General features: G+C 65.8%; 20 protein-coding genes and 1 tRNA gene. 16 read left to right on the top strand and 5 right to left on the bottom strand.

Translation table 11 applies throughout. The annotated features are described in order from the left end of the window. Nucleotides 1–27 precede the first annotated feature (27 nt). The 4 genes from aceA to ACOI2T_RS15740 are packed head-to-tail and all read left to right on the top strand — an operon-like array spanning nt 28 to nt 4,650. Complete coding sequence (gene aceA, locus ACOI2T_RS15755; RefSeq protein ID WP_409505301.1) at nt 28–2,325, top strand: isocitrate lyase ICL2; 2,298 nt, start codon at nt 28–30, stop codon at nt 2,323–2,325. A gap of 8 nt (nt 2,326–2,333) precedes the next feature. After that, complete coding sequence (locus tag ACOI2T_RS15750) at nt 2,334–2,948, top strand: hypothetical protein (RefSeq protein ID WP_409505300.1); 615 nt, start codon at nt 2,334–2,336, stop codon at nt 2,946–2,948. Between the two features lie 47 nt (nt 2,949–2,995). Then, the gene (locus ACOI2T_RS15745) at nt 2,996–4,066 is read left to right on the top strand and encodes a catalase family peroxidase (protein ID WP_409505299.1); all 1,071 of its coding nucleotides are present in this window, start codon (nt 2,996–2,998) and stop codon (nt 4,064–4,066) included. Then, nucleotides 4,063–4,650, top strand: a complete 588-nt coding sequence (locus tag ACOI2T_RS15740) for a cytochrome b (RefSeq protein ID WP_409505298.1) — start codon at nt 4,063–4,065, stop codon at nt 4,648–4,650. Before ACOI2T_RS15745 ends, ACOI2T_RS15740 begins: the two co-directional genes overlap by 4 nt. On the opposite strand, the gene ACOI2T_RS15735 is transcribed toward ACOI2T_RS15740, so the two are convergent. Continuing rightward, nucleotides 4,573–5,880 carry an acyltransferase family protein gene (locus ACOI2T_RS15735; RefSeq protein ID WP_409505297.1) on the bottom strand — a complete coding sequence of 436 codons (1,308 nt, stop codon included), beginning with the start codon at nt 5,878–5,880 and terminating at the stop codon, nt 4,573–4,575. The two genes, ACOI2T_RS15740 and ACOI2T_RS15735, sit on opposite strands and share 78 nt — an antisense overlap. A gap of 115 nt (nt 5,881–5,995) precedes the next feature. Between ACOI2T_RS15735 and ACOI2T_RS15730 the strand changes: the two genes are divergently transcribed. The 6 genes from ACOI2T_RS15730 (at nt 5,996) to ACOI2T_RS15705 (ending at nt 10,283) form a co-directional block, all read left to right on the top strand. Beyond that, nucleotides 5,996–6,601 carry a hypothetical protein gene (locus ACOI2T_RS15730; RefSeq protein ID WP_409505296.1) on the top strand — a complete coding sequence of 202 codons (606 nt, stop codon included), beginning with the start codon at nt 5,996–5,998 and terminating at the stop codon, nt 6,599–6,601. Between the two features lie 90 nt (nt 6,602–6,691). After that, nucleotides 6,692–7,267 (top strand): VldE C-terminal domain-containing protein, encoded by a 576-nt coding sequence (locus ACOI2T_RS15725; RefSeq protein ID WP_409505419.1) that lies wholly within the window; start codon nt 6,692–6,694, stop codon nt 7,265–7,267. A gap of 313 nt (nt 7,268–7,580) precedes the next feature. Then, the gene (locus ACOI2T_RS15720) at nt 7,581–8,225 is read left to right on the top strand and encodes a VldE C-terminal domain-containing protein (RefSeq protein ID WP_409505295.1); all 645 of its coding nucleotides are present in this window, start codon (nt 7,581–7,583) and stop codon (nt 8,223–8,225) included. A 95-nt stretch (nt 8,226–8,320) separates the two neighbouring features. After that, a complete protein-coding gene (locus ACOI2T_RS15715) occupies nt 8,321–9,229 on the top strand; it encodes a TIGR04222 domain-containing membrane protein (RefSeq protein WP_409505294.1) in 909 nt (302 codons plus the stop codon). After that, complete coding sequence (locus ACOI2T_RS15710) at nt 9,226–10,092, top strand: MbnB/TglH/ChrH family RiPP precursor modification enzyme (protein ID WP_409505293.1); 867 nt, start codon at nt 9,226–9,228, stop codon at nt 10,090–10,092. The genes ACOI2T_RS15715 and ACOI2T_RS15710 overlap by 4 nt, the downstream gene beginning before the upstream one ends. Beyond that, nucleotides 10,089–10,283 carry an SCO6045 C-terminal-like domain-containing protein gene (locus ACOI2T_RS15705; protein WP_409505292.1) on the top strand — a complete coding sequence of 65 codons (195 nt, stop codon included), beginning with the start codon at nt 10,089–10,091 and terminating at the stop codon, nt 10,281–10,283. Before ACOI2T_RS15710 ends, ACOI2T_RS15705 begins: the two co-directional genes overlap by 4 nt. A gap of 7 nt (nt 10,284–10,290) precedes the next feature. Here ACOI2T_RS15705 and ACOI2T_RS15700 read toward each other — a convergent pair whose 3' ends face one another. Then, nucleotides 10,291–10,977, bottom strand: a complete 687-nt coding sequence (locus tag ACOI2T_RS15700; RefSeq protein ID WP_421876952.1) for a TetR/AcrR family transcriptional regulator — start codon at nt 10,975–10,977, stop codon at nt 10,291–10,293. 86 nt (nt 10,978–11,063) lie between these two features. On the opposite strand from ACOI2T_RS15700, the gene ACOI2T_RS15695 reads away from it, so the two are divergent. The 6 genes from ACOI2T_RS15695 (at nt 11,064) to ACOI2T_RS15670 (ending at nt 15,733) form a co-directional block, all read left to right on the top strand. Next, a complete protein-coding gene (locus ACOI2T_RS15695; RefSeq protein ID WP_409505290.1) occupies nt 11,064–12,521 on the top strand; it encodes a cytochrome P450 in 1,458 nt (485 codons plus the stop codon). A 76-nt stretch (nt 12,522–12,597) separates the two neighbouring features. Continuing rightward, complete coding sequence (locus ACOI2T_RS15690) at nt 12,598–13,026, top strand: VOC family protein (protein WP_409505289.1); 429 nt, start codon at nt 12,598–12,600, stop codon at nt 13,024–13,026. Nucleotides 13,027–13,030: 4 nt separating this feature from the next. Continuing rightward, nucleotides 13,031–13,414: a hypothetical protein gene (locus ACOI2T_RS15685; RefSeq protein WP_409505288.1), complete on the top strand. Its 384-nt coding sequence runs from the start codon at nt 13,031–13,033 to the stop codon at nt 13,412–13,414. Between the two features lie 12 nt (nt 13,415–13,426). Continuing rightward, entirely contained in the window at nt 13,427–14,152 is a 726-nt protein-coding gene (locus ACOI2T_RS15680; RefSeq protein WP_409505287.1) for a hypothetical protein, read from the top strand. Between the two features lie 600 nt (nt 14,153–14,752). After that, nucleotides 14,753–15,196: a DUF2971 domain-containing protein gene (locus tag ACOI2T_RS15675; RefSeq protein WP_409505286.1), complete on the top strand. Its 444-nt coding sequence runs from the start codon at nt 14,753–14,755 to the stop codon at nt 15,194–15,196. Between the two features lie 108 nt (nt 15,197–15,304). Then, a complete protein-coding gene (locus ACOI2T_RS15670) occupies nt 15,305–15,733 on the top strand; it encodes a hypothetical protein (protein ID WP_409505285.1) in 429 nt (142 codons plus the stop codon). Nucleotides 15,734–15,963: 230 nt separating this feature from the next. On the opposite strand, the gene ACOI2T_RS15665 is transcribed toward ACOI2T_RS15670, so the two are convergent. The 3 genes from ACOI2T_RS15665 to ACOI2T_RS15655 all read right to left on the bottom strand — a co-directional run bounded on the left by ACOI2T_RS15665 (nt 15,964) and on the right by ACOI2T_RS15655 (nt 18,541). Further along, nucleotides 15,964–16,353, bottom strand: coding sequence for a DUF4352 domain-containing protein (locus ACOI2T_RS15665; RefSeq protein WP_409505284.1), 390 nt, complete (start codon nt 16,351–16,353; stop codon nt 15,964–15,966). 1,089 nt (nt 16,354–17,442) lie between these two features. Further along, nucleotides 17,443–17,519, bottom strand: a tRNA-Pro gene (locus ACOI2T_RS15660). An 80-nt stretch (nt 17,520–17,599) separates the two neighbouring features. Beyond that, complete coding sequence (locus ACOI2T_RS15655) at nt 17,600–18,541, bottom strand: sulfite exporter TauE/SafE family protein (protein WP_409505283.1); 942 nt, start codon at nt 18,539–18,541, stop codon at nt 17,600–17,602. Between the last annotated feature and the right edge of the window lie 107 nt (nt 18,542–18,648).

The following is an 18,648-nucleotide window of genomic DNA, read 5'->3' as shown; positions in this document are numbered from 1 at the left end:
GGTACCCGAGTTCAGGAGCGGACACCCATGGCCACGATCGAAGCCAACGCACAGACCAACTCGTCAATCGAGCAGGACTTTGAACACGATGTAGCCGCCACGCAAGCCTATTTCGACAGTTCCCGCTTCGACGGCATCATCCGGCTGTATTCGGCACGCCAGGTCGCCGAACAGCGCGGCACCATCCCTTCGGACTATCCGGTGGCACGCGAAGCCGCGACCGCGTTCTACCCCTACCTGCGCGAGCTGTTCGCCAAGAAGAAGAGCATCACGACGTTCGGGCCGTATTCGCCCGGTCAGGCCGTGGTGATGAAACGGATGGGCATCGGCGGGATCTACCTCGGCGGCTGGGCGACCTCGGCGAAAGGTTCGATCAGTGAGGATCCGGGCCCCGATCTGGCCTCCTATCCGCTGAGCCAGGTGCCCGACGAGGCGGCCGGGCTGGTGCGCGCGCTCCTCACCGCCGATCGCAACCAGCAGTACCTGCGCCTGAAGATGTCCGAGGAGCAGCGGGCCGCGACGCCCGCCTACGATTACCGGCCGTTCATCATCGCCGACGCCGACACCGGCCATGGCGGTGATCCGCACGTGCGCAACCTGATTCGCCGCTTCGTCGAGTCCGGCGTGCCCGGCTACCACATCGAGGACCAGCGGCCCGGCACCAAGAAATGCGGTCACCAGGGCGGCAAGGTCCTGGTGCCGTCCGACGAACAGATCAAGCGGCTCAACACCGCGCGGTTCCAGCTCGACATCATGCGGGTGCCCGGCATCATCGTGGCGCGCACCGACGCCGAGGCCGCCAACCTGATCGACAGCCGCGCCGACGAACGCGATCAGCCGTTCCTGCTGGGCGCCACGAACCTCAAGATCCCGTCGTACAAGTCCTGCTTCCTGGCGATGGTCCGCCATTTCTACGAGTCGGGCGTCGCCGAACTCAACGGGCACCTGCTCTACGCACTGCCCGAAGGCCAGTACTCCGCGGCCGAAGAGTGGCTGCAACGACACGGCATCATGGACGCGGCCACCGAGGCCACCGCGACCTGGAAGCAGAGCGGCGGATCGGTCGACGCGTTGTTCGACAAGGTCGAGTCGACCTTCGTCGATGCCTGGCAGGACGATGCCGGGCTGAACACCTACGGCGAGGCCGTGGCCGAACTGCTCGAGTTCCGTGAACGCGAGGGCGAGCCCGCCGACATGAGTGCCGCCGACTGGCGTGCATTCGCCACGCGCGCACCCCTCTATACAGCGCGGGAAAAGGCCAAGGAGCTGGGCGCCGACGTCGCATGGGACTGCGAGCGGGCCAAGACACCGGAGGGCTATTACCAAGTCCGCGGCGGCATTCCGTACGCGATCGCGAAGTCGCTCGCGGCGGCGCCGTTCGCCGACATCCTGTGGATGGAGACCAAGACCGCCGATCTCGCCGATGCCAAGCAGTTCGCCGATGCGATCCACGCCGAGTACCCCGACCAGATGCTGGCCTACAACCTGTCGCCGTCGTTCAACTGGGACACCACCGGCATGACCGACGACGAGATGCGGGCGTTCCCCGAGGAACTCGGGAAGATGGGATTCGTCTTCAACTTCATCACCTACGGCGGCCACCAGGTCGACGGCGTGGCATGTGAAGAGTTCGCGACGTCGCTCCAACAGGAGGGCATGCTCGCGCTGGCCCGTTTGCAACGCAAGATGCGCCTGGTCGAATCGCCTTACCGCACACCGCAAACCCTGGTCGGCGGTCCGCGCAGCGATGCGGCACTGGCCGCGTCCTCGGGCCGCACGGCGACCACCAAAGCGATGGGCAAAGGCTCGACCCAGCACCAGCACCTGGTGCAGACCGAGGTGCCGAAGAAGCTGCTCGAGGAATGGCTGGCGCTGTGGAGCGAGCACTATCAGCTACCCGAGAAGCTCCGGGTTCAGCTGCGGCCGCGGCGCGCCGGGTCCGATGTGCTCGATCTCGGCATATACGGCGACGGTGACGAGCCGTTGGCCAACGTCGTCGTCGACCCGATCAAGGACCGGCACGGGCGCAGCATCCTCACGGTGCGCGATCAGAACACGTTCTCCGAGCAGCTGCGCAAGAAGCGGCTGATGGACCTCATCCATCTCTGGCTGATCCACCGCTTCAAAGCCGAGATCGTGTACTACGTGACGCCGACCGAGGACAACATCTATCAAACCGAAAAGATGAAGACCCACGGCATATTCAGCGACGTCTACCAGGAGGTGGGCGAGATCATCGTCGCCGACGTCAACAAGCCCCGCATCGAGGAGTTGCTCGCGCCCGACCGGCAGGCGCTCGGGCGACTCATCCGCAAGGAGGACTGACCGACCGCGTGCCACTGCAGAACCGGGTCACACCCGGTGGAGCGATCATCGCGACCAGTGCCCGCGGCACGTTCATGGGCAATCGCGGCATCCTGCACGACGACAACCGGCGGATCATCCGGAGCTCGCGCAACGCGATGTGGCTGATCTGCGAGCTCGAATTCAAGGGCCGCAGGCGTGAACTCATGCGTCCCGGCACCTACACCGAGCTCTTCTTCCTGGATGAGGCGGTCGCCCTGGCGGCCGGTCACCGGCCGTGCGGCGAGTGCCGCCGCACGGCCTACCGCGCCTACATCGACGCGGCCAACGTCGGCAATGACCATGCCATCGGCTCGGCCAAGGAACTCGACAGCCAACTCAGAGCATCCCGGCAGGAGCCGGGTATCACGGCGGAGATCGGCACACTGCCCGATGGTGTGTTCGTCACGTTCGGCGACAACGACTTTCGGCTGATCTGGCAAGGCACGGCGTACCGATGGTCACCGGAGGGCTACACCGATCCCGTTGTTGTCACAGCTGATCGGCAGGCGCGCGTGGTGACGCCCGGATTGTCGGTGGATGCGCTGCGGCACGGCTACCCGGTGCAGGTACATCCGTCCGCCGAGAGCGTCACAATTCGGTAATCACTGCGCCGGTCGCAGATCGGGTGAACCGTGCGTTAATCACATCGATGCCCAAACAACAATGGCCGGTGCTCGATCGGCGCAAGGTTCTGCTCGGCGCGGCCGCTGTCGGCGGCTTCCTGGCGCTCGACGTGGGTGCGTTGCTGTTGGCCACCAACACCGTCGGGCCGCGCCGCCTCACACCCCAGACGTTCGTGGATGCGTTCCGGACGGTCTTCGGCCACCATGCCGGATACCGCGTGAACCATGCGAAGGGCGTCGCGGTGTCGGGTTACTTCGACAGCAACGGCGACGGTCAGCAGTTGTCCAGCGCCGCCGTCTTCGCACGCGGTATCACACCGGTGCTGGGCCGGTTCTCGTTCGGCAACGGAAATCCCCGGGTGCCCGACGATCCGTCACTGGCACGGGGACTCGGCCTGGTGTTCGGTTTCCCGTCCGACGAGCAGTGGCGGATGGCGCTGTTGAATCTGCCCGTCTTTCCCGACAATTCGCCGCAAGGATTCTATGACCGGCTGCTCGCGGGCAAGCCTGTGCCGGCCACCGGAAAACCGGATCCCGCGGCGATGGCGCGGTTCCTGGCCGATCATCCCGAGACGGCGCGCGCCATGCAGATCATCAAGGCCAACCCGCCGACGCCGGGCTTCGCCGACAGCACCTACCGCAGCCTGATCACGTTCTATTTCGTGAACGCCGACGGTGTGCGCACGCCGGTACGGTGGTCGCTGGTGCCCATGCAACCGGCCCGCCCGGCATTTCGGGGCGACAACGGCATGTTCGACGCGTTGATCGCGTCGATGCGCACCGGCCCGCTGCGCTGGCGGTTGCTGCTGACCGTCGGCGCGCCCGACGATCCCGTCGCCGACGCGACCCTGCCCTGGCCGCCCGATCGGCGCACCGTCGACGCCGGGGTGCTGACCCTCGACACCGTCGAGACCGAACGCCCGGGAAACAGTCGCGACGTGAATTTCGATCCGATGGTGCTGCCCGACGGGATCGAACCATCCGACGATCCGCTGCTGAGTGCCCGGTCGGCGGTCTACGGGGCGTCGTACCGGAATCGCAGCCGGGAGGCCCAGACCTCACCGCCCGAGGTGCAGGTCGACGAGGTGCAGACGTGACGGCCGCACGCCACGCGGTGTCGACGCGCGTATTTCACTGGCTGACCGCGCTGCTCGTGTTCGCGGCGTTGTTCGTCGGGTTCGTGATGGTCAACTCGATCGCGAGTTATGCCACCCTGCTCGTCGTTCACAAGACGCTCGGCGTGACGATCCTGGTGGTCGTCGTGTTGCGCATCGGCAACCGGCTGTTTCACCGCGGCCCGCCGCTGCCGCCCACCGTCGGCACGCTGGAACGCAAAGTCATTGTGATGTCGGAGTTCTCGCTGTACGGACTGCTCGTGGTCCAGCCTCTTGTCGGCTGGGCGATGCTGTCGGCGGCAGGCAACCGCGTGACCATCGGTGGCGTCACGCTACCGCGCATCGCCCCGTTTTCCGGTGACCTCTACGGCCTGCTCCGCCAAACCCACACGGTGATCGCGTACCTGCTGATGGCGGTGATCGCCGCGCATGTGTCAGCCGTGCTGTTGCACACCGTCACGCTGCGCGACGGGATGTTGCAGCGCATGTCATTTCGGCTGCCGTTGCGCGCTGCCCACGCTCAGCCGCGCAGCGGCAGCCGCGACGACGAACCCGCCGAGCGCTGACCAGCCTACGGTGCCGTCGAGCCCGTTCTTGGCCATCAACGTCAACGCCGCACCGGCAAGGCAGATCAACGCGCCGGCTATGATCGACCGGCCACCGGTCACGCGTACCGACCCGTCCCACCACGGCAGCGGCCGGTGTTCGAGCGGTGACAGGAGCCGGAACGCCACGGCCATCAACACCGCGAACAACGCCGCACGCAACGCGAGCAGACCCCAGAAGCCGGGCGCGTGCGGATCGAACGCGTCCAGGCCGATGGCGTGCAGGCTGAATGCCGCGACGGCGATGACCGGGATGTGCCACAGGTAGATCGTCATCGCTCCCCTGTTGCCGACCGCGACGACGTACCACACCCGCGGCCGCTGCGCCCAGCGCTGTATCGCGCCGGCCGCCGCCACGAACAGGCACGACACCCACGTGCAATGCAGCGCGAGCAGCAGCGTGGGCGGCGAGACGTTCGACACCCGCTCCGTCCCGGTGACCACGAGCGACACATCATAGGGACCGAACACCACGAGCAGGACTGCCGCGGTGAACGCCGACACCGCCACGCCAATGGCGACCCGGGCCTGGACCAGGCGGCGGGCGTAGGCGACCCCGATCACCATCGGGATGAGCCACACGACAATCAGATTCGGAGTGGCGACGGCGGCCGAATCCCATTGGAACCGCAGCACGTCGAACACCGTGGACACCGCGATGAGCAGCGCCACGATCGCTGCCGCCGACCGTCCCGTCGACAGCCGCGTCAACGCAGGCACGAACGCCAGCGTCACCAGATACACGCCGAGAAACCACAGCAGCGCCACGCATTCGCGCCCGAGCGCATCCGCGGATTCCTCGCCCATCGTGGCGTGCACCGCCACCAGGGCGACCGTCCACACCGCGAGATACCAGAACACCGGCCGGCACAGTCGTTGCGCCCGCGTGAACAGCCAAGCGCCCCAAGGATTGCCGCGATGCCAGCTGTATGCACCCGCGGCACCGCCGGCGAGGAAGAACAACGGCATGACCTGCAGCACCCAGGTGATCGGGGTGAGCGCGGGAATTTCCCCGAGAATGTTGCCGACCCGTACGCCACCGGAATCGATCGTGGCGAGCAGCATCGCGCAGTGTCCGAACATCACGACCACGAGCGCGCCGAGCCGCGCGACGTCGACCGCGCGGTCCCGGTCGGGCTTGGTCTCTGCAGCCACGGTGTCCGGGGACGGCACGACCTCAGGCGTATGCATGCCTTCAGTCTGCCGGTCCAGGGGCCTGCGCGGATGGGTAGTTATACCCACAAGTTCGGGCATAACGGACATACGAACGGCAACCAACCGCAATAATCCAGCGGGGGTGAGCCGGATGTCGAAACGGGTTCTGGGCCGAGTCAGCGCCGCGATGGTCGCTGCCCTGGCCGCTGTGCTGGCGAGCGTCGCGGGCCCCGCCGCCGCCACTCCGAACGGCGTCCCACCGACGCTGCCCGCGTTCGTCCCCTACCAGTCGAACTGGTCCCCGAACTACACGGTGTTCCCCTACAACGTGTGGCAGAACCGGGTCACGCCCGAGCAGATCACCGCACAACGCGATTCCTGCCAATGGTTCAACGCCCAGTACGACACCTTGATGGGTCAGGTCTTCGGGTTCCAGCGCTTCCTGGGCGATCAGGATGACGAGTGGACCGCGCCCGGTGTCCAGCCCGCGGGCGACATCGTCATCGCGAACCTCGATCAGTCCGCGCGATTTCTCGATCCGCGGGCACATACCTTGTACATCACCAATTACCCGGACCAGAGCCAGTATTCGCCGCTGTACAACGGTGATTCGATCTACCGGCTGTGGTATCAGTTCACCCAGATCAGCGACAAGATGAAGCAGAAGCTGCCGTCCGGGGTCATCAACGCCAACATCGCCACGGCGAATGTGTACGGAACAGTGATCCGAGATTCCGGTGTGTGCGCGGGGGCGTGAAGTACATTGCTGAGCGTGCGCGGGAACTTGTTCGCCAATGGCCGAGGCCGCTGGCTGGCATTGGCGACGTCGATCGCCGTCGCCGCCGCGATGTTCTACGCGCAACGCGCCGAGGCTCCGTGCTGCGCTGAGGCTCCCGTGGCAACTCCGCCCAGCCAGCAAGCCGCGACACCCGCCACGAGTCCGGCCGAAGCCGAGCTGTTGGCGGCGAGTGCCCCGGTCGCCGCGCGCGACTTCCAGCTCGCGTTGCCGCCCGGCGTCGCGCCCGAGTCCGGTCTGCAGATCAAGACCATCTGGGCGGCCCGGGCCATCAGCGTGATGTTTCCCGAGATCACCACGATCGGCGGGTACCGGCAAGATCCGCTGAAGTGGCATCCCAACGGGCTCGCGATCGACGTGATGATTCCCGACTACCACTCCGACGAGGGCATCGCACTCGGCAATCAGATCGCCGGGTTCGCCCTGGCGAATGCCAAGCGGTGGGGCGTGCTGCACGTCATCTGGCGGCAGGGCTACTACCCGGGCATCGGTGCGCCGAGTTGGACCGCGGACTACGGGTCGGAAACCCTCAATCACTTCGACCATGTCCACATCGCCACGGACGGCGGCGGATACCCGACGGGCGAAGAAACGTACTACATCGGCTCATTGAAACGGCCCAATTAACCGGCGTCTAAACATGAATGTGGTAAACGCCATAGATTTTGCCTGCGGCGCCACATGTCACTAGAACTTCGCGGCTGCTGCTAGTCACCAGTAAACCGTCACAGTGCACATGGACGTGCTCAAGGAAAGCCGCGGGATAGCAGCTGAGCTGGCAGTTCACGCTCGCGATGCGACAGAACACCGTCCACCCTCAGGAAACCTCGCGGCGTCAACCCACGATTGACGGCTGACCGCTGATTCGTTGCCATTGCTGAATGCAGGTAACGCCGCCGATGGCAATGATCGTCATTTCCGCCGGTAGGGTCCGGACCTCGTGGGAAGACACCGTCTAGCTGAGAGACGGCGCAGCCGTCGGTCGGCCGTCGTCGGTGCCGTCGTCATACCTGCTGCGACGATTCTGATCGCCGGCGCAGACACGGTGCCGACTTTCAATCCTGATGTCCGATGCTGCGCGGAGGTCAAGCCCGCGGCGGCTGTCGCGCCGCCCGTCGCCAAACCCGCGCCGGCTCCGCTGCCGCCGCCGGACGCCCGCGCCGCTCGTCGCGACATCCGGGTCCCGCTGCCGGTCGGCAAGGCGCCGGAGAAGGGCCTGCAGGTCGAGACGATCTTGGCGGCCCGCGCTGTCAGTGCGGCCTTCCCCGAGATCCTGACCATCGGCGGGGTCCGGTCCGACCCGCTGAAGTGGCATCCCCATGGGTTGGCGATCGACGTGATGATCCCGCACTACGCCACTCCCGAAGGCAAGGCCCTCGGCGAGCGAATCGTTGCCTATGTCCTCGACAACGCGGATCGATTCGGCGTCAACCACGTCATCTTCCGGCAGACCCTCTACCGGCACGACGGTTCGAAGAAGCGCATGTCGGATCGAGGCGGAGACACCGCCAACCACTACGACCACGTACACATCGCCACCAACGGTGGCGGCTACCCGACGGGTCACGAAACCTACTTGCGATAGAGCGCATCTCGTCGTGTCCGCCACGCCGGAAAATTGTGACCGGTAGTGGCGCACACCTGACACGCTGATCCCACCTGAACACGGGAGGTGAGGCGTTGTCGATCGGTAATGTGATCGAGGGCTATGCCGGCGCGGTGACCGGTGGAGTCAAAGGCTATCTGATCGTCCTGGGCGCGACCGCGGTGTTCGCGGTGCTCTGGCGGATCGCAGCGGCTCCGCGGCGGCCCGCTCGCGCTCAGCCGATCAGCGCGACCGAGCTGGCCTTCTTGCGTTCTGACATCGCTCCGGTGGTGACGGCGCTTGCCGGCCTGCGCGCGAGCGGCCGGATCACCGGACGCGACCAGGTGGACCACACCGCGCCGGCCGGACCGGAGGTCGACCGGTTCACCGCACGAGTGCTGGAACGCGCGGCCACCGATCCCGTGCACACCGTGCCCACGTTGTTCGCGGCGTCCCAGCCCGACCTCGCATCGCTGGAGGCACAACTCAGTGCGCGCGGGCTGGTGCGGACCCGCGCCGAGCGGGCGCGCATGCGCTGGGGCACGGCACCGTCGATCGCGGTCCTGCTCGTCGGCGTCGCCTCGTGCGTCTATCTGGTGACGCAGGTGTCGCACCGCGCGCAAGATGTCGTGCCGTTGGCGGTGATGGTGTTCGCCGTTGCCATGTTCGGGCTGGTGGTACTCCCCCGACTACTCACCGTGAATCGGCTGACCCGCGCGGGCCGGCGCCTGCTTGCGGCCGAGCAGGAGCGGCTGGCCTACCTGGAGCCGGCAAAGCGGCCCGCGTTCGCCACGTACGGCCCCGCTGCGGTGGCTTGGTCGGTGGCGCTGTTCGGCACGGGTGCACTGTGGGCGGTCGACGCCGACTACTCGACCGCGGTGCAACTGGCCGGGTCTGCCTCCGGCGGCCACGACGGCGGCGGCTGCGGCGCGTCGTGCGGGGGTGACGGCGGCGGTGGCTGCGGTAGCGGCTGCGGTGGCTGTGGCGGAGGGTGCGGCGGATGAGCAGCTTCTGCCGTGCCGTGCCCGCGCTGGGAGATGTCGGCATCGGCTGGCGGCGCGAGATCGCCGGGGTGATCGCCGATCTGCGGCCGGGGTTCTGCGAGGTGATCGCCGAGTCGATACCGGTACGCCGCCGCAAAGCCCGGCCGGACCCGCTGCTGGCCGGCCTGGCCGCGCGCGGTGTGCCGGTGATCCCGCACGGCGTGGCTCTTTCCCTCGGCGGCGCCGAACCCGTGCAGCTCAAGCGAATTCGACGGCTGGCGGCATGCGCGGAGGCGCTCGTCGCCCCGGTGGTCAGTGAGCACATCGCGTTCGTGCGGGCAGGCGGGATCGAGGCCGGGCATCTGCTGCCGGTGCCTCGCACCCGGGAGGCACTGGACGTGTTGGCGGCCAACATCGAACGCACCCGACGGGAATTGCCGGTGCCGCTGGCTGTCGAGAACATCGCGTCGTTCGTGGAGTGGCCCGAATCGGATCTCACCGAATCCGAGTTCCTCACCGAACTGCTCGAACGCACCGGCGTCCTGTTGGTCCTCGATGTCGCGAACGTATATGCCAACGCGCGCAACCGAGGCCGCGACCCGCAGCACGAGCTCGCGCGGTTACCGGTCGAGCGGGTGGCCTACAGCCACGTCGCGGGCGGACACGAGGACGGCCGCTTCTACCACGACACGCACACCGACCGGACTCCGCGTGAGGTGCTGGATTTGGTTGCGGCACTGCGGGAACGGGTCGACGCCCCGTTCATGCTCGAGCGCGACGGGCGCTACCCGCCGACCGCGGAACTGTTCGACGAGCTCGATGCGATCGCCGCGGCTTCGGGCTCCGCGCCCATCACGACCGCGGCCAGGGAGGTGTGGGTATGACGGATCGCGGCAACTTGGCGCGCCGCCAAGAGGCATTGGTCCGCGCCCTGGTCGCCAGTGGGCCGGTGCCGCCGGGCTTCGATCCGGACGCGGTGGCCGCGGCAGGCGCGGTGTGCCGACACAAGCGCGACGCCCACGCACATGCGCTCGCTCGTCGGCGCCGCCGGTGGTTTCGTCTTTGGAGACGATGATCTCTGGCTAGTTCGCGTGCCGAGTCCGTGCGACATCGGCGGCGCCATTGCCGGTGACGAGCCACAGGGTGGTCAAGCTGTCCACGAGATCGGCGAGCGACACCCGCGCGCGCCCGTCCACGTACGCGAGGATCGCGTCGGCCGTCCCACCCACGATGAACGCCGGCGCGACCTGCGCGAGCGGATCGGTCTCCAGCTCCACGCCGTGCACCATGCGGGCGTGCCCGACGAGCACAGCAGTCAGCCCGCGCATCACGGTGTCTCGGTGTTGGTGCAGCGCCGGCGAACTCGCCACCCCGCCGAGAAGCACCCGCGCGTGCCGCGAGTCGTCGATGAGCGTGTGCACCACCGCCTCGACCGCGGCCCGCGCCTGCGCCGCAAGGGGTTCCGTGGCCGCACCGGCCACGGCGGTGAGTGTGGCAGCACTGACGTTGGCGGCGATGTCGTCGACCGCCGCGGCGGCCACCGCATCCAGATCGCTGAAGTTCTCATAGAAGTAGCGCTTGTTCAGCCCCGCCACCGCGCACAGTTTGTCGACGGTGATGGTGCGCCACTCGTTGCCGCACATGGCGTCGACGGCGGCGTCGAGCAATCGCGCGCGCCGCACCTGGCGGCGTTCCTCGGCGGATTGGCCGCCGTAGCTGCGCTGCGACTCGGACGCCACCCGATCGTTGTTTTCTCGCGAATTCGCCATTGACAACCGCCGACTCTCTCTGGCACCGTTTCGTACCAGATTATCTGGCACAGCCCCGTACCACAATTGGTCAAGTGGAGGAGTCGATGACTGTCCTCTCATCGGATACCGCGGCCGAAGCCAAGCTCCGATTACAGTGCGTGGCAGCAGAATTCACCTCCCGCTACCCGAGCCGCGAGCGCGCACTGGCGCAACCCCCGACCGGGTCGACCCTCAAGCCGGTACCGGGCAACTACGGCTTTCCGGTCATCGGGCACATCATGAGTACGATCGTCGAGCCACTGGAGTTCGCCCGGCGCCGCTACGACCGCTACGGGCCCGTGTCCTGGGCCGGCGGCGTGGGTTTCCGGGTCGTGCAACTCATGGGTCCGCAAGCCTTGGAGACCGTCTGGATCAACCGCGACAAGGCATTCTCCAGCACCAAGGGTTGGGCGCCGGTGATCGGACCGTTTTTCCACCGCGGGATCATGCTGCTCGATTTCGAGGAACACCGCGACCATCGCCGCATCATGCAGCAGGCCTTCACCCGCAGCGCCTTGGACGGCTATCTCGACCTGATGCGACCCGGCATCGCCCGCACGATCGCCAATTGGCCTGCCGCGCACCGCTTTCCGTTCTGCACCTCGGTCAAACACCTGCTCCTCGACCAGGCGGCAGAGGTGTTCGTCGGCGCCGAGCTCGGCGCCGAGTCCGACCGGCTGTCGGCAGACTTCCACGACACCGTGTGCGGCGGTCAGGCGATGATCCGCGCCGACATCCCCGGCGGCATGTGGGCGCGCGGGCTCCGCGCCCGTGAGCGTCTCGAGCGCTACTTCGCCGCGCAACTGCCGGCCCGGCGGGCCGGTACCGGCACCGACCTCTTTTCGATGCTGTGCCGCAGCCGAAGTGAGGACGGCGACCGGTTCAGCGACGCCGACATCGTCAACCACATGATCTTTCTGCTCATGGCCGCCCATGACACGAGCGCCATCGCGATCTCCATGCTCGTCTACGAGCTCGGGCGAAACATCCGCTGGCAGAACGTACTTCGTGACGAAGCCCAAGCCGATCCCCGCGATCACCTCACGACCGCCGACCTGGCCGACGCCTATCCCCTGCTCGATGCGGCCTTCAAGGAGATCCTGCGGATGTACGCGCCGGCCGGCACGCTGTTTCGCCAGGCCATCAAGGACACCGAAGTCGCCGGGCACTACATCCCTCGCAAGACCCAGGTGGCGATCAACGTCTACGCCTCCATGCGGCTCGCCGACTGGTGGCCCGAGCCGGACCTCTTCGATCCGGCCCGCTTCCTTTCCGGCGCCGGCGCCGACGCCTCCGCCGTCCACCGCTACGCATTCGCGCCGTTCGGTGGCGGCGTCCACAAATGCCTCGGCCAGCAATTCGCCGACATGAACGTCAAGGCGATCATGCATCAGTTGTTGCGCCGCTTTCAGTGGCACGTACCCGCGGGCTATCGGCCCCGCATGACATGGGGAACCGGGCCGACCCCGGCTGACGGACTGCCGATTGCGTTGGAGCGGTTGCCATGTGTGGGCACCCGATGAGTTCCGGTGGCGCGCCGAGTCTGCCCCTGTGACGGCGCTCGTTCCCGGGCGCCCCGGACTGTAGGAGCCATCCGCCATGATCTTTGTGAACCTGCCCGTCGCCGACGTCGAGCGCTCACGGAAGTTCTTCGCCGACCTCGGCTACACCTTCAACGAGGCGTTCAGCGGCGACACAGCGGTGACGGTGGTGCTCGGTGAGAACCAATTCGCGATGCTGATCCAGCATGACACCTTCGACTCCCTGCATCCCCTTGAGACCGCGGACGCCTCCAAGGTGAAGGAATGCGTCATCTGCCTGAGCGTCGACAGCCGCGAGGACGTGGACGGGTTGGTCGACCGCGCCCTCGCATTGGGCGCCACCGTCGGCGACACCGAGGATCAGGGCGACATGTACGGCCGCAGCTACAACGACTTGGACGGCCACTCCTGGCAGATCTTCTGGGTGAATCCTGTTGCCGCTGCCGCTGCCGCGGGCAGCGAGGAAGTCGACGCGGCGGTGGGGTGACGGCGTGGTCGGCTTCCTTGAACTCCAGGCCCGAGGGATGAAGAAAATCGAGCTGAGAGGGCCGCCGAACGAGCGCGAGGTCGAAATCGTCGGCGAGCCAGGCGCGCGGGCACGAGTTCGAACTGAGCTGATCAAAGGAGAGCGGCTAACGCCGGAACACGTCGGCCGGCTGGTGACAGAGGGACGGGACGGCTACAACATCATGGGAAGGATCCGCGATCTGACGCGGGTAATCACGGACCCGGCGGAATCATGGCTCGTCACCGTTCACTGGGCGGCGCTTCCTGGGCAGCAGCAGCCGCGCGTCGACCGCCGCCGGGTCCGCTTCAGCGATGACGTCGAGCTAGTCGAGATCGTCGACGACGACGCCGAGCCGGCAGCCAAATAGGGACAGCGGTCGATGCGTGTACGTACAGCCGTCGCGATCGGCGTCAGCGTCGTCGCGGCGAAGGCGGCGCTGACGTGGCTCGCGCTGCAAGCCTGGGCAGCGCTGCCGCAGCGTCCGGCGTTCGTCAGCCATTGGCGGATCCAGCTCGGCACGGTCGGCGAGTGGTTTGCCGCATTCGCAACCACGGCAGCGGTCGGCGTGGCGCTCTACATCGCCGGCCGGGACCGCAGCGAACGCAACGCTGAACGTCGCGACGAGCAGAGGACACACGCTCGGCTGGTGCAGCTCTCGACACACTCAGAGTCCAACCGGTCAGCCTCGGTAGTGATCGAAGCGCGCAACTTTGGACCTCTTCCAGTGATAGACGTCGACGTCGTTGACGCGACTTGGAGTAAACATCCCGACGCGCACTGGGTTCCTCGCGATAGTCATTGGGTCGGCCGTGGCCGGCCGGCGACCAACACCCACCGGCCGATCCTCAAGCCGAGCCAAGGGGTCGAAGACACGTACGACACGCTGGCCTACTTCGTCGTGATGTTCCATGATCCGGCCGACCCAGAACGGCCGCTGGGCACGGTCGAGCCGCGGACCGCCAGCTACCAGGTACCGAGCTACATACCGCTCGATATGTCGGAAGTAGTTGTGCATGTGCGTTTTACGACAGCTGACGGCATTCGTTGGGAGACGCCGACGAAGGGTCTTGGATCCGGCGAGCCGACGCGCGTCCGAGCGGAGTAATCGCCCGGTCGCCGGCGAACGCCGGCTGCTTCCGCGTCGGCGGTGTCCTTGGCCCGCACCTTCGTCATCGAGCCGATTGCGGCCCGGCCGCGCGTGCCCGAGCTACGTCTGCGTCGCCGGCCCGCTGCTGACCCGGACCGTCATATGGCCGCGCTGACGCCGTCGCCTTCTATAAGAAGGTCGCCGAAAATGATGTGGTCGTTGTGCGTGAGGGGCAAGCGATTCTCGGCGTATCGCGGATCGACGAGGTCGATTCTCCGAGGCCGAGAAACTTCGTAAGCGGTGTCCAGTTTGTGGGCGCATCGGTGTGGAGTACCGCAAACGGACTGACGAATATGTCTGCACGTATGCCTGTTGTCGCGCGCGGTTCCTGGAGCCAGACGAGAAGCAAGAGGCAGTTACGAATACATCGCCCGATATCGATGAAACCCATCTTCCTTCGATCGCTTCTGCCGACCGCTTTTGCGTCCGAGACGTCAGACCACCGGCTTGAAGAGCTCGGCCGATAAGAGACGACGAGTGGCGCCGCCGTCGCATTTCGATAAGGCACGCGCTCGGACGATGACGGGCGGCTGGCAGCTGGCGCTCTAGGTTTGTGGCATGGCAATCGTCTACCACTACACGGACGCCCAAGGCTTCAAAGGTGTGGTCGAGAAGGCTGCAGTGTGGGCCACCGACTTTCGATACCTCAATGACTCTCGCGAGCTGATCTACACCTGGGACGCATTCGTCGAAAGGCTCGACCAACTCGTTGCGCAGCCTGGCGAACACTCCGAGGCATATCGAGCGCAAGTCGAAGCGCTCAGGCTGATGAACGCGAGAGACCTGATGCACTTCGACGACGCCATGTTCGTAGCGTGTTTCAGCGAGCACTCCGACGCGCTCAGCCAATGGACCCGCTACGGCAGCAACGGTCATGGCCTCGCCCTTGGATTCGACTCCGACAAGATCGGCATGCTGAGCGTTCCCCAGTACCACCACGGGTCGAACGGGCAACTGATCCCAGTGAGAGCGATCGTCGGCGGAGGCCCCGCGGAGGGTTAGACGGTCGAGTTTAAGTGGGGTGCGTTCCTGCAGAAAGTTGCCTATGGCGATGCCGCGCGGGACCTGGTGGTCCGCGGCCTGATCGATTCCGTGCAGAGGATCGGTGAGGTGAACGAGGGCGGATCCTTCGACACCAACGTGGCTAACTGCATCTCCCAGACCCATGCGCTTGTGCACCGTCTACCCCTTGTGAAGCATTCGGACTTCAAGGACGAGCAGGAACACCGCATCACCATCACCGAACACTTCGGCGGTAGGAGTCTGTCGCAGAAGCGAGCGCTAACTAGCCTAGGCGAACCGTTTACCTTCTATGCGCAGGGAACGCTGGAAACGGTCGACGTTCAGTTTCGCTCCGATGGACTGAGGATGTTCAAGCCCTATATCCAACTGCCATTCGAACGTGAAGCACTCGTCAACGTAATCACGGGGCCGCTTGTGAAGCACCAACTCGTCGAGGCCACAGTGCGGAGAGTGCTTGATCGGAACGGCTTCCGGCACACAACGATTCAAGCGTCTAAGTCGCCGTTGCAAGCGTGAGCGTGAGCCACGGCCAAGCACCGACCTACTTCGATCACCCATACAGTCCGTCCATCGAGGATCCATTTGTCGCGCACGCGCGGCAAGGTACCGCTGCATCGCCGTCCCGCAATTGACTCGAATCCTCATTATCCGCCGATACCTGCGCATCCACAGCTTCGCGAGGACCAGCGACCGGCCCCGACGTACGGGTTCGCGTCGCCAGCGTCGCCGAATCAGTCTGCGTCGAATCAGGAGATCTGAACGCCGGCGAGGTCCACGACAACCCCGCCCGGCTCGCCTATGTCGCTCAGCACGATCGACTCGGGCACCGATCCGACGGGCACGTCGAAGGGCGTCTCGATGTCGACGGCTAAACCCGGCGTGATGTAATCCGCAGACTGCGGATCGAGGTAGACGGCCGCGAGTATGTCAGCTGGATTCTGGCGACCGCCAATCACCAGCGACTGACTATCGGTGAAGTACTGAGTCGGCTCGACACCGACATTCGCGACGGTCAACGCAACGATGAGGTACTCACCCTGGGCGTCCTGGGTTCCCGCCGGAGTCGGCACCGAACTCGCCCGGCGAACGCCGTGCACGGTGAACTCAAGCGGACCATCTCTTACGGGGACACCCACACCAGCAGACTGGGGTTGCGGCTGTGGAGCCCCAGAGGACAAATCCGCCACGTTCGCCCCGCTTGGCGCGGTGACCGTCACGGTGCGCTCAGACACTGTTGCTGCACCACAACCCGCCGTCGCGACCGCACCGACAAGTAGTGCCACTCCAATGAGGAACCCCGGCGATGAGAACTTCTGCGGCGTTGCGCCGTTCATCGATTCGCCAGGTTGACCTACGGCAGCGCATAGCAATTCTTCCCCCATGGCCGGGAGTGTAGTTACGGGCAATGAAATCCGCGGATCTGTTCGCGCCGAGGTTTTTTGTGAGAAACCAGGGGGGCGACGCCTGTGCCATGGGGTGCCATTGGGGGTACCTAGGCAGCAGTCCCCCTGGGTAGTCATGTCCGCTCGATCCAGGTTTGTAGGGGTCTGTCGTCTTGGCGGGTCGGCGCAGTGGTTGTAAAGAAGCGTCGTAAAGAAGCGTCACGGTGGTGTCTTGCCGGGTGGGTACAGTCCGAGTTGAGCCCATGATGATGCTTCATTGTGGGGGTCGGGCTTTTATGTCTTTGTCCTGTTCTCCCAGTCGTCCTGGGTATAAGGCGGATTGCCCATCTCGCATGTCACTTCGTACTTCCTGGCTCAGAGTCGCGCAAGTCTTTCGGAATCGCAAGTGACACGGCTTGAGACGTACAGCGCTTCGATCAATGCCGATCGTCCGCGCCAGCATTTGAGTGGTCTGGTTTATCGGGTGGTCGTTGGTGCAACACGGCGCCGTAGACCTGGACGCGGCCGATCTCGATGACGAGTTGGTGGTATTAGTTGGCCTGTTGTTGTAACCACGGAACGCGATCGTCGATGTAGCTGAATCGGAAGCCGACTCGCTCTGGGATGGACTCGGAGATGCGCTCGGATTGTGATCGCGGTATGCAAAGGTGGTACGACATGAAAAAGGCGGCTCCCGAATCTCGGAAACCGCCTTTGACCTCTGTCCGGCTGACATGACCCGCCGGCGCGACCGCCTCGTACCTCGGCGGGCGCCCCGGCTCCCAGCATCATGTCAGCCGACCAAGAAAAAACTCGCCGGCTTCCGCCGGCGAGTTCTTTTCATGGTCGGGCTGACAGGATTTGAACCTGCGACCACTTGACCCCCAGTCAAGTGCGCTACCAAGCTGCGCCACAGCCCGCTTGCTTCCGGTTTGCACCGGCAGCGAGTCGAAAGCTTACCGTAGGGGTCGGCCTCCGCCCCAATCGATACCCCTGCGCGTCATCGCACCGCGGTATCGGGCTCGTCGGCGAGCTCTTCTTCGGCCGGAGCCTCCGAATCGAGGGCCTCGGGCAGGTATTCCGGCGCCCGCGAAGTCCGCCACGCGTAGACGACCAACCCGGCCCACACGACCGCGATCGTGGTGTAGATCGCCGTCGAGGCGGCACCGTGGATGCCGAAGTACTTGAGGAGTTTCTGGGCGTTCGTGAGGACGATGACGCCGCCGACCGCGGTGCCCAGGAGCGCGGGGCTGACCTTGGACACGAGCCAGGCCGCCAGGGGCGCGGCGATGACACCGCCGGCCGCGAGGCCCAGCACGATCGGGATGTTGTGCAGGAAATCCTCGCGCAGCCCGACGAGGAAGCCGAGCGATGCCGAAACCGCGACCAGGAACTCCGAAGCGCTCACCGAGCCGATGACGGTGCGTGGTGCGGTCTTGCCGCGCGACAGCAGCGTGCTCGTGGTGACCGGGCCCCAGCCGCCGCCACCCGAGGCGTCGATAAAGCCGCCGAACAGACCCAGCGGCGTCAGGAACTTGGCAGTGTGCGGGGTGCTGCCGGACCGGAAGGCCGGCGGCGTGCGCAGCGAGAACCGCAGCAACACGTAGACACCGATCGCGAGCAGGATCCCGGCCATCAGCGGCGCGGCGTCCTCGGTGGACAGTGAGGAGAGCACCGTCGCGCCGAGGAAGGCGCCGATCGCGCCGGGCACGCCCAGCTTCAGGACGATCTTCCAGTCGATGTTCTTGAACCGCCAGTGCGACAGGCCCGAGGCCAGGGTCGTCCCGACCTCAGCCAGGTGGACCGCGGCGCTGGCCTGTGCAGCCGCGACGCCGCTGAGCACCAGCAGGGTCGATGCCGTCACACCGAAGGCCATACCGAGGGCGCCGTCGACGATCTGGGCTCCAAGGCCGACGAGCGCGAAGATGATGAGCGACCGCATGAATTCGGCTGCTTTCGAATAATGGTCACCAAGACATGGGCGACCTGACGGACTGACGGGCGCGGATCAGATGCGCGCGCGACACCATTCGTCGAAAGCCATCAACC

Source organism: Mycolicibacterium wolinskyi str. Jessa 2025, from assembly GCF_049241375.1.
GTDB lineage: Bacteria > Actinomycetota > Actinomycetes > Mycobacteriales > Mycobacteriaceae > Mycobacterium > Mycobacterium wolinskyi.
This window is presented reverse-complemented; position numbering and strand designations above follow the sequence as displayed.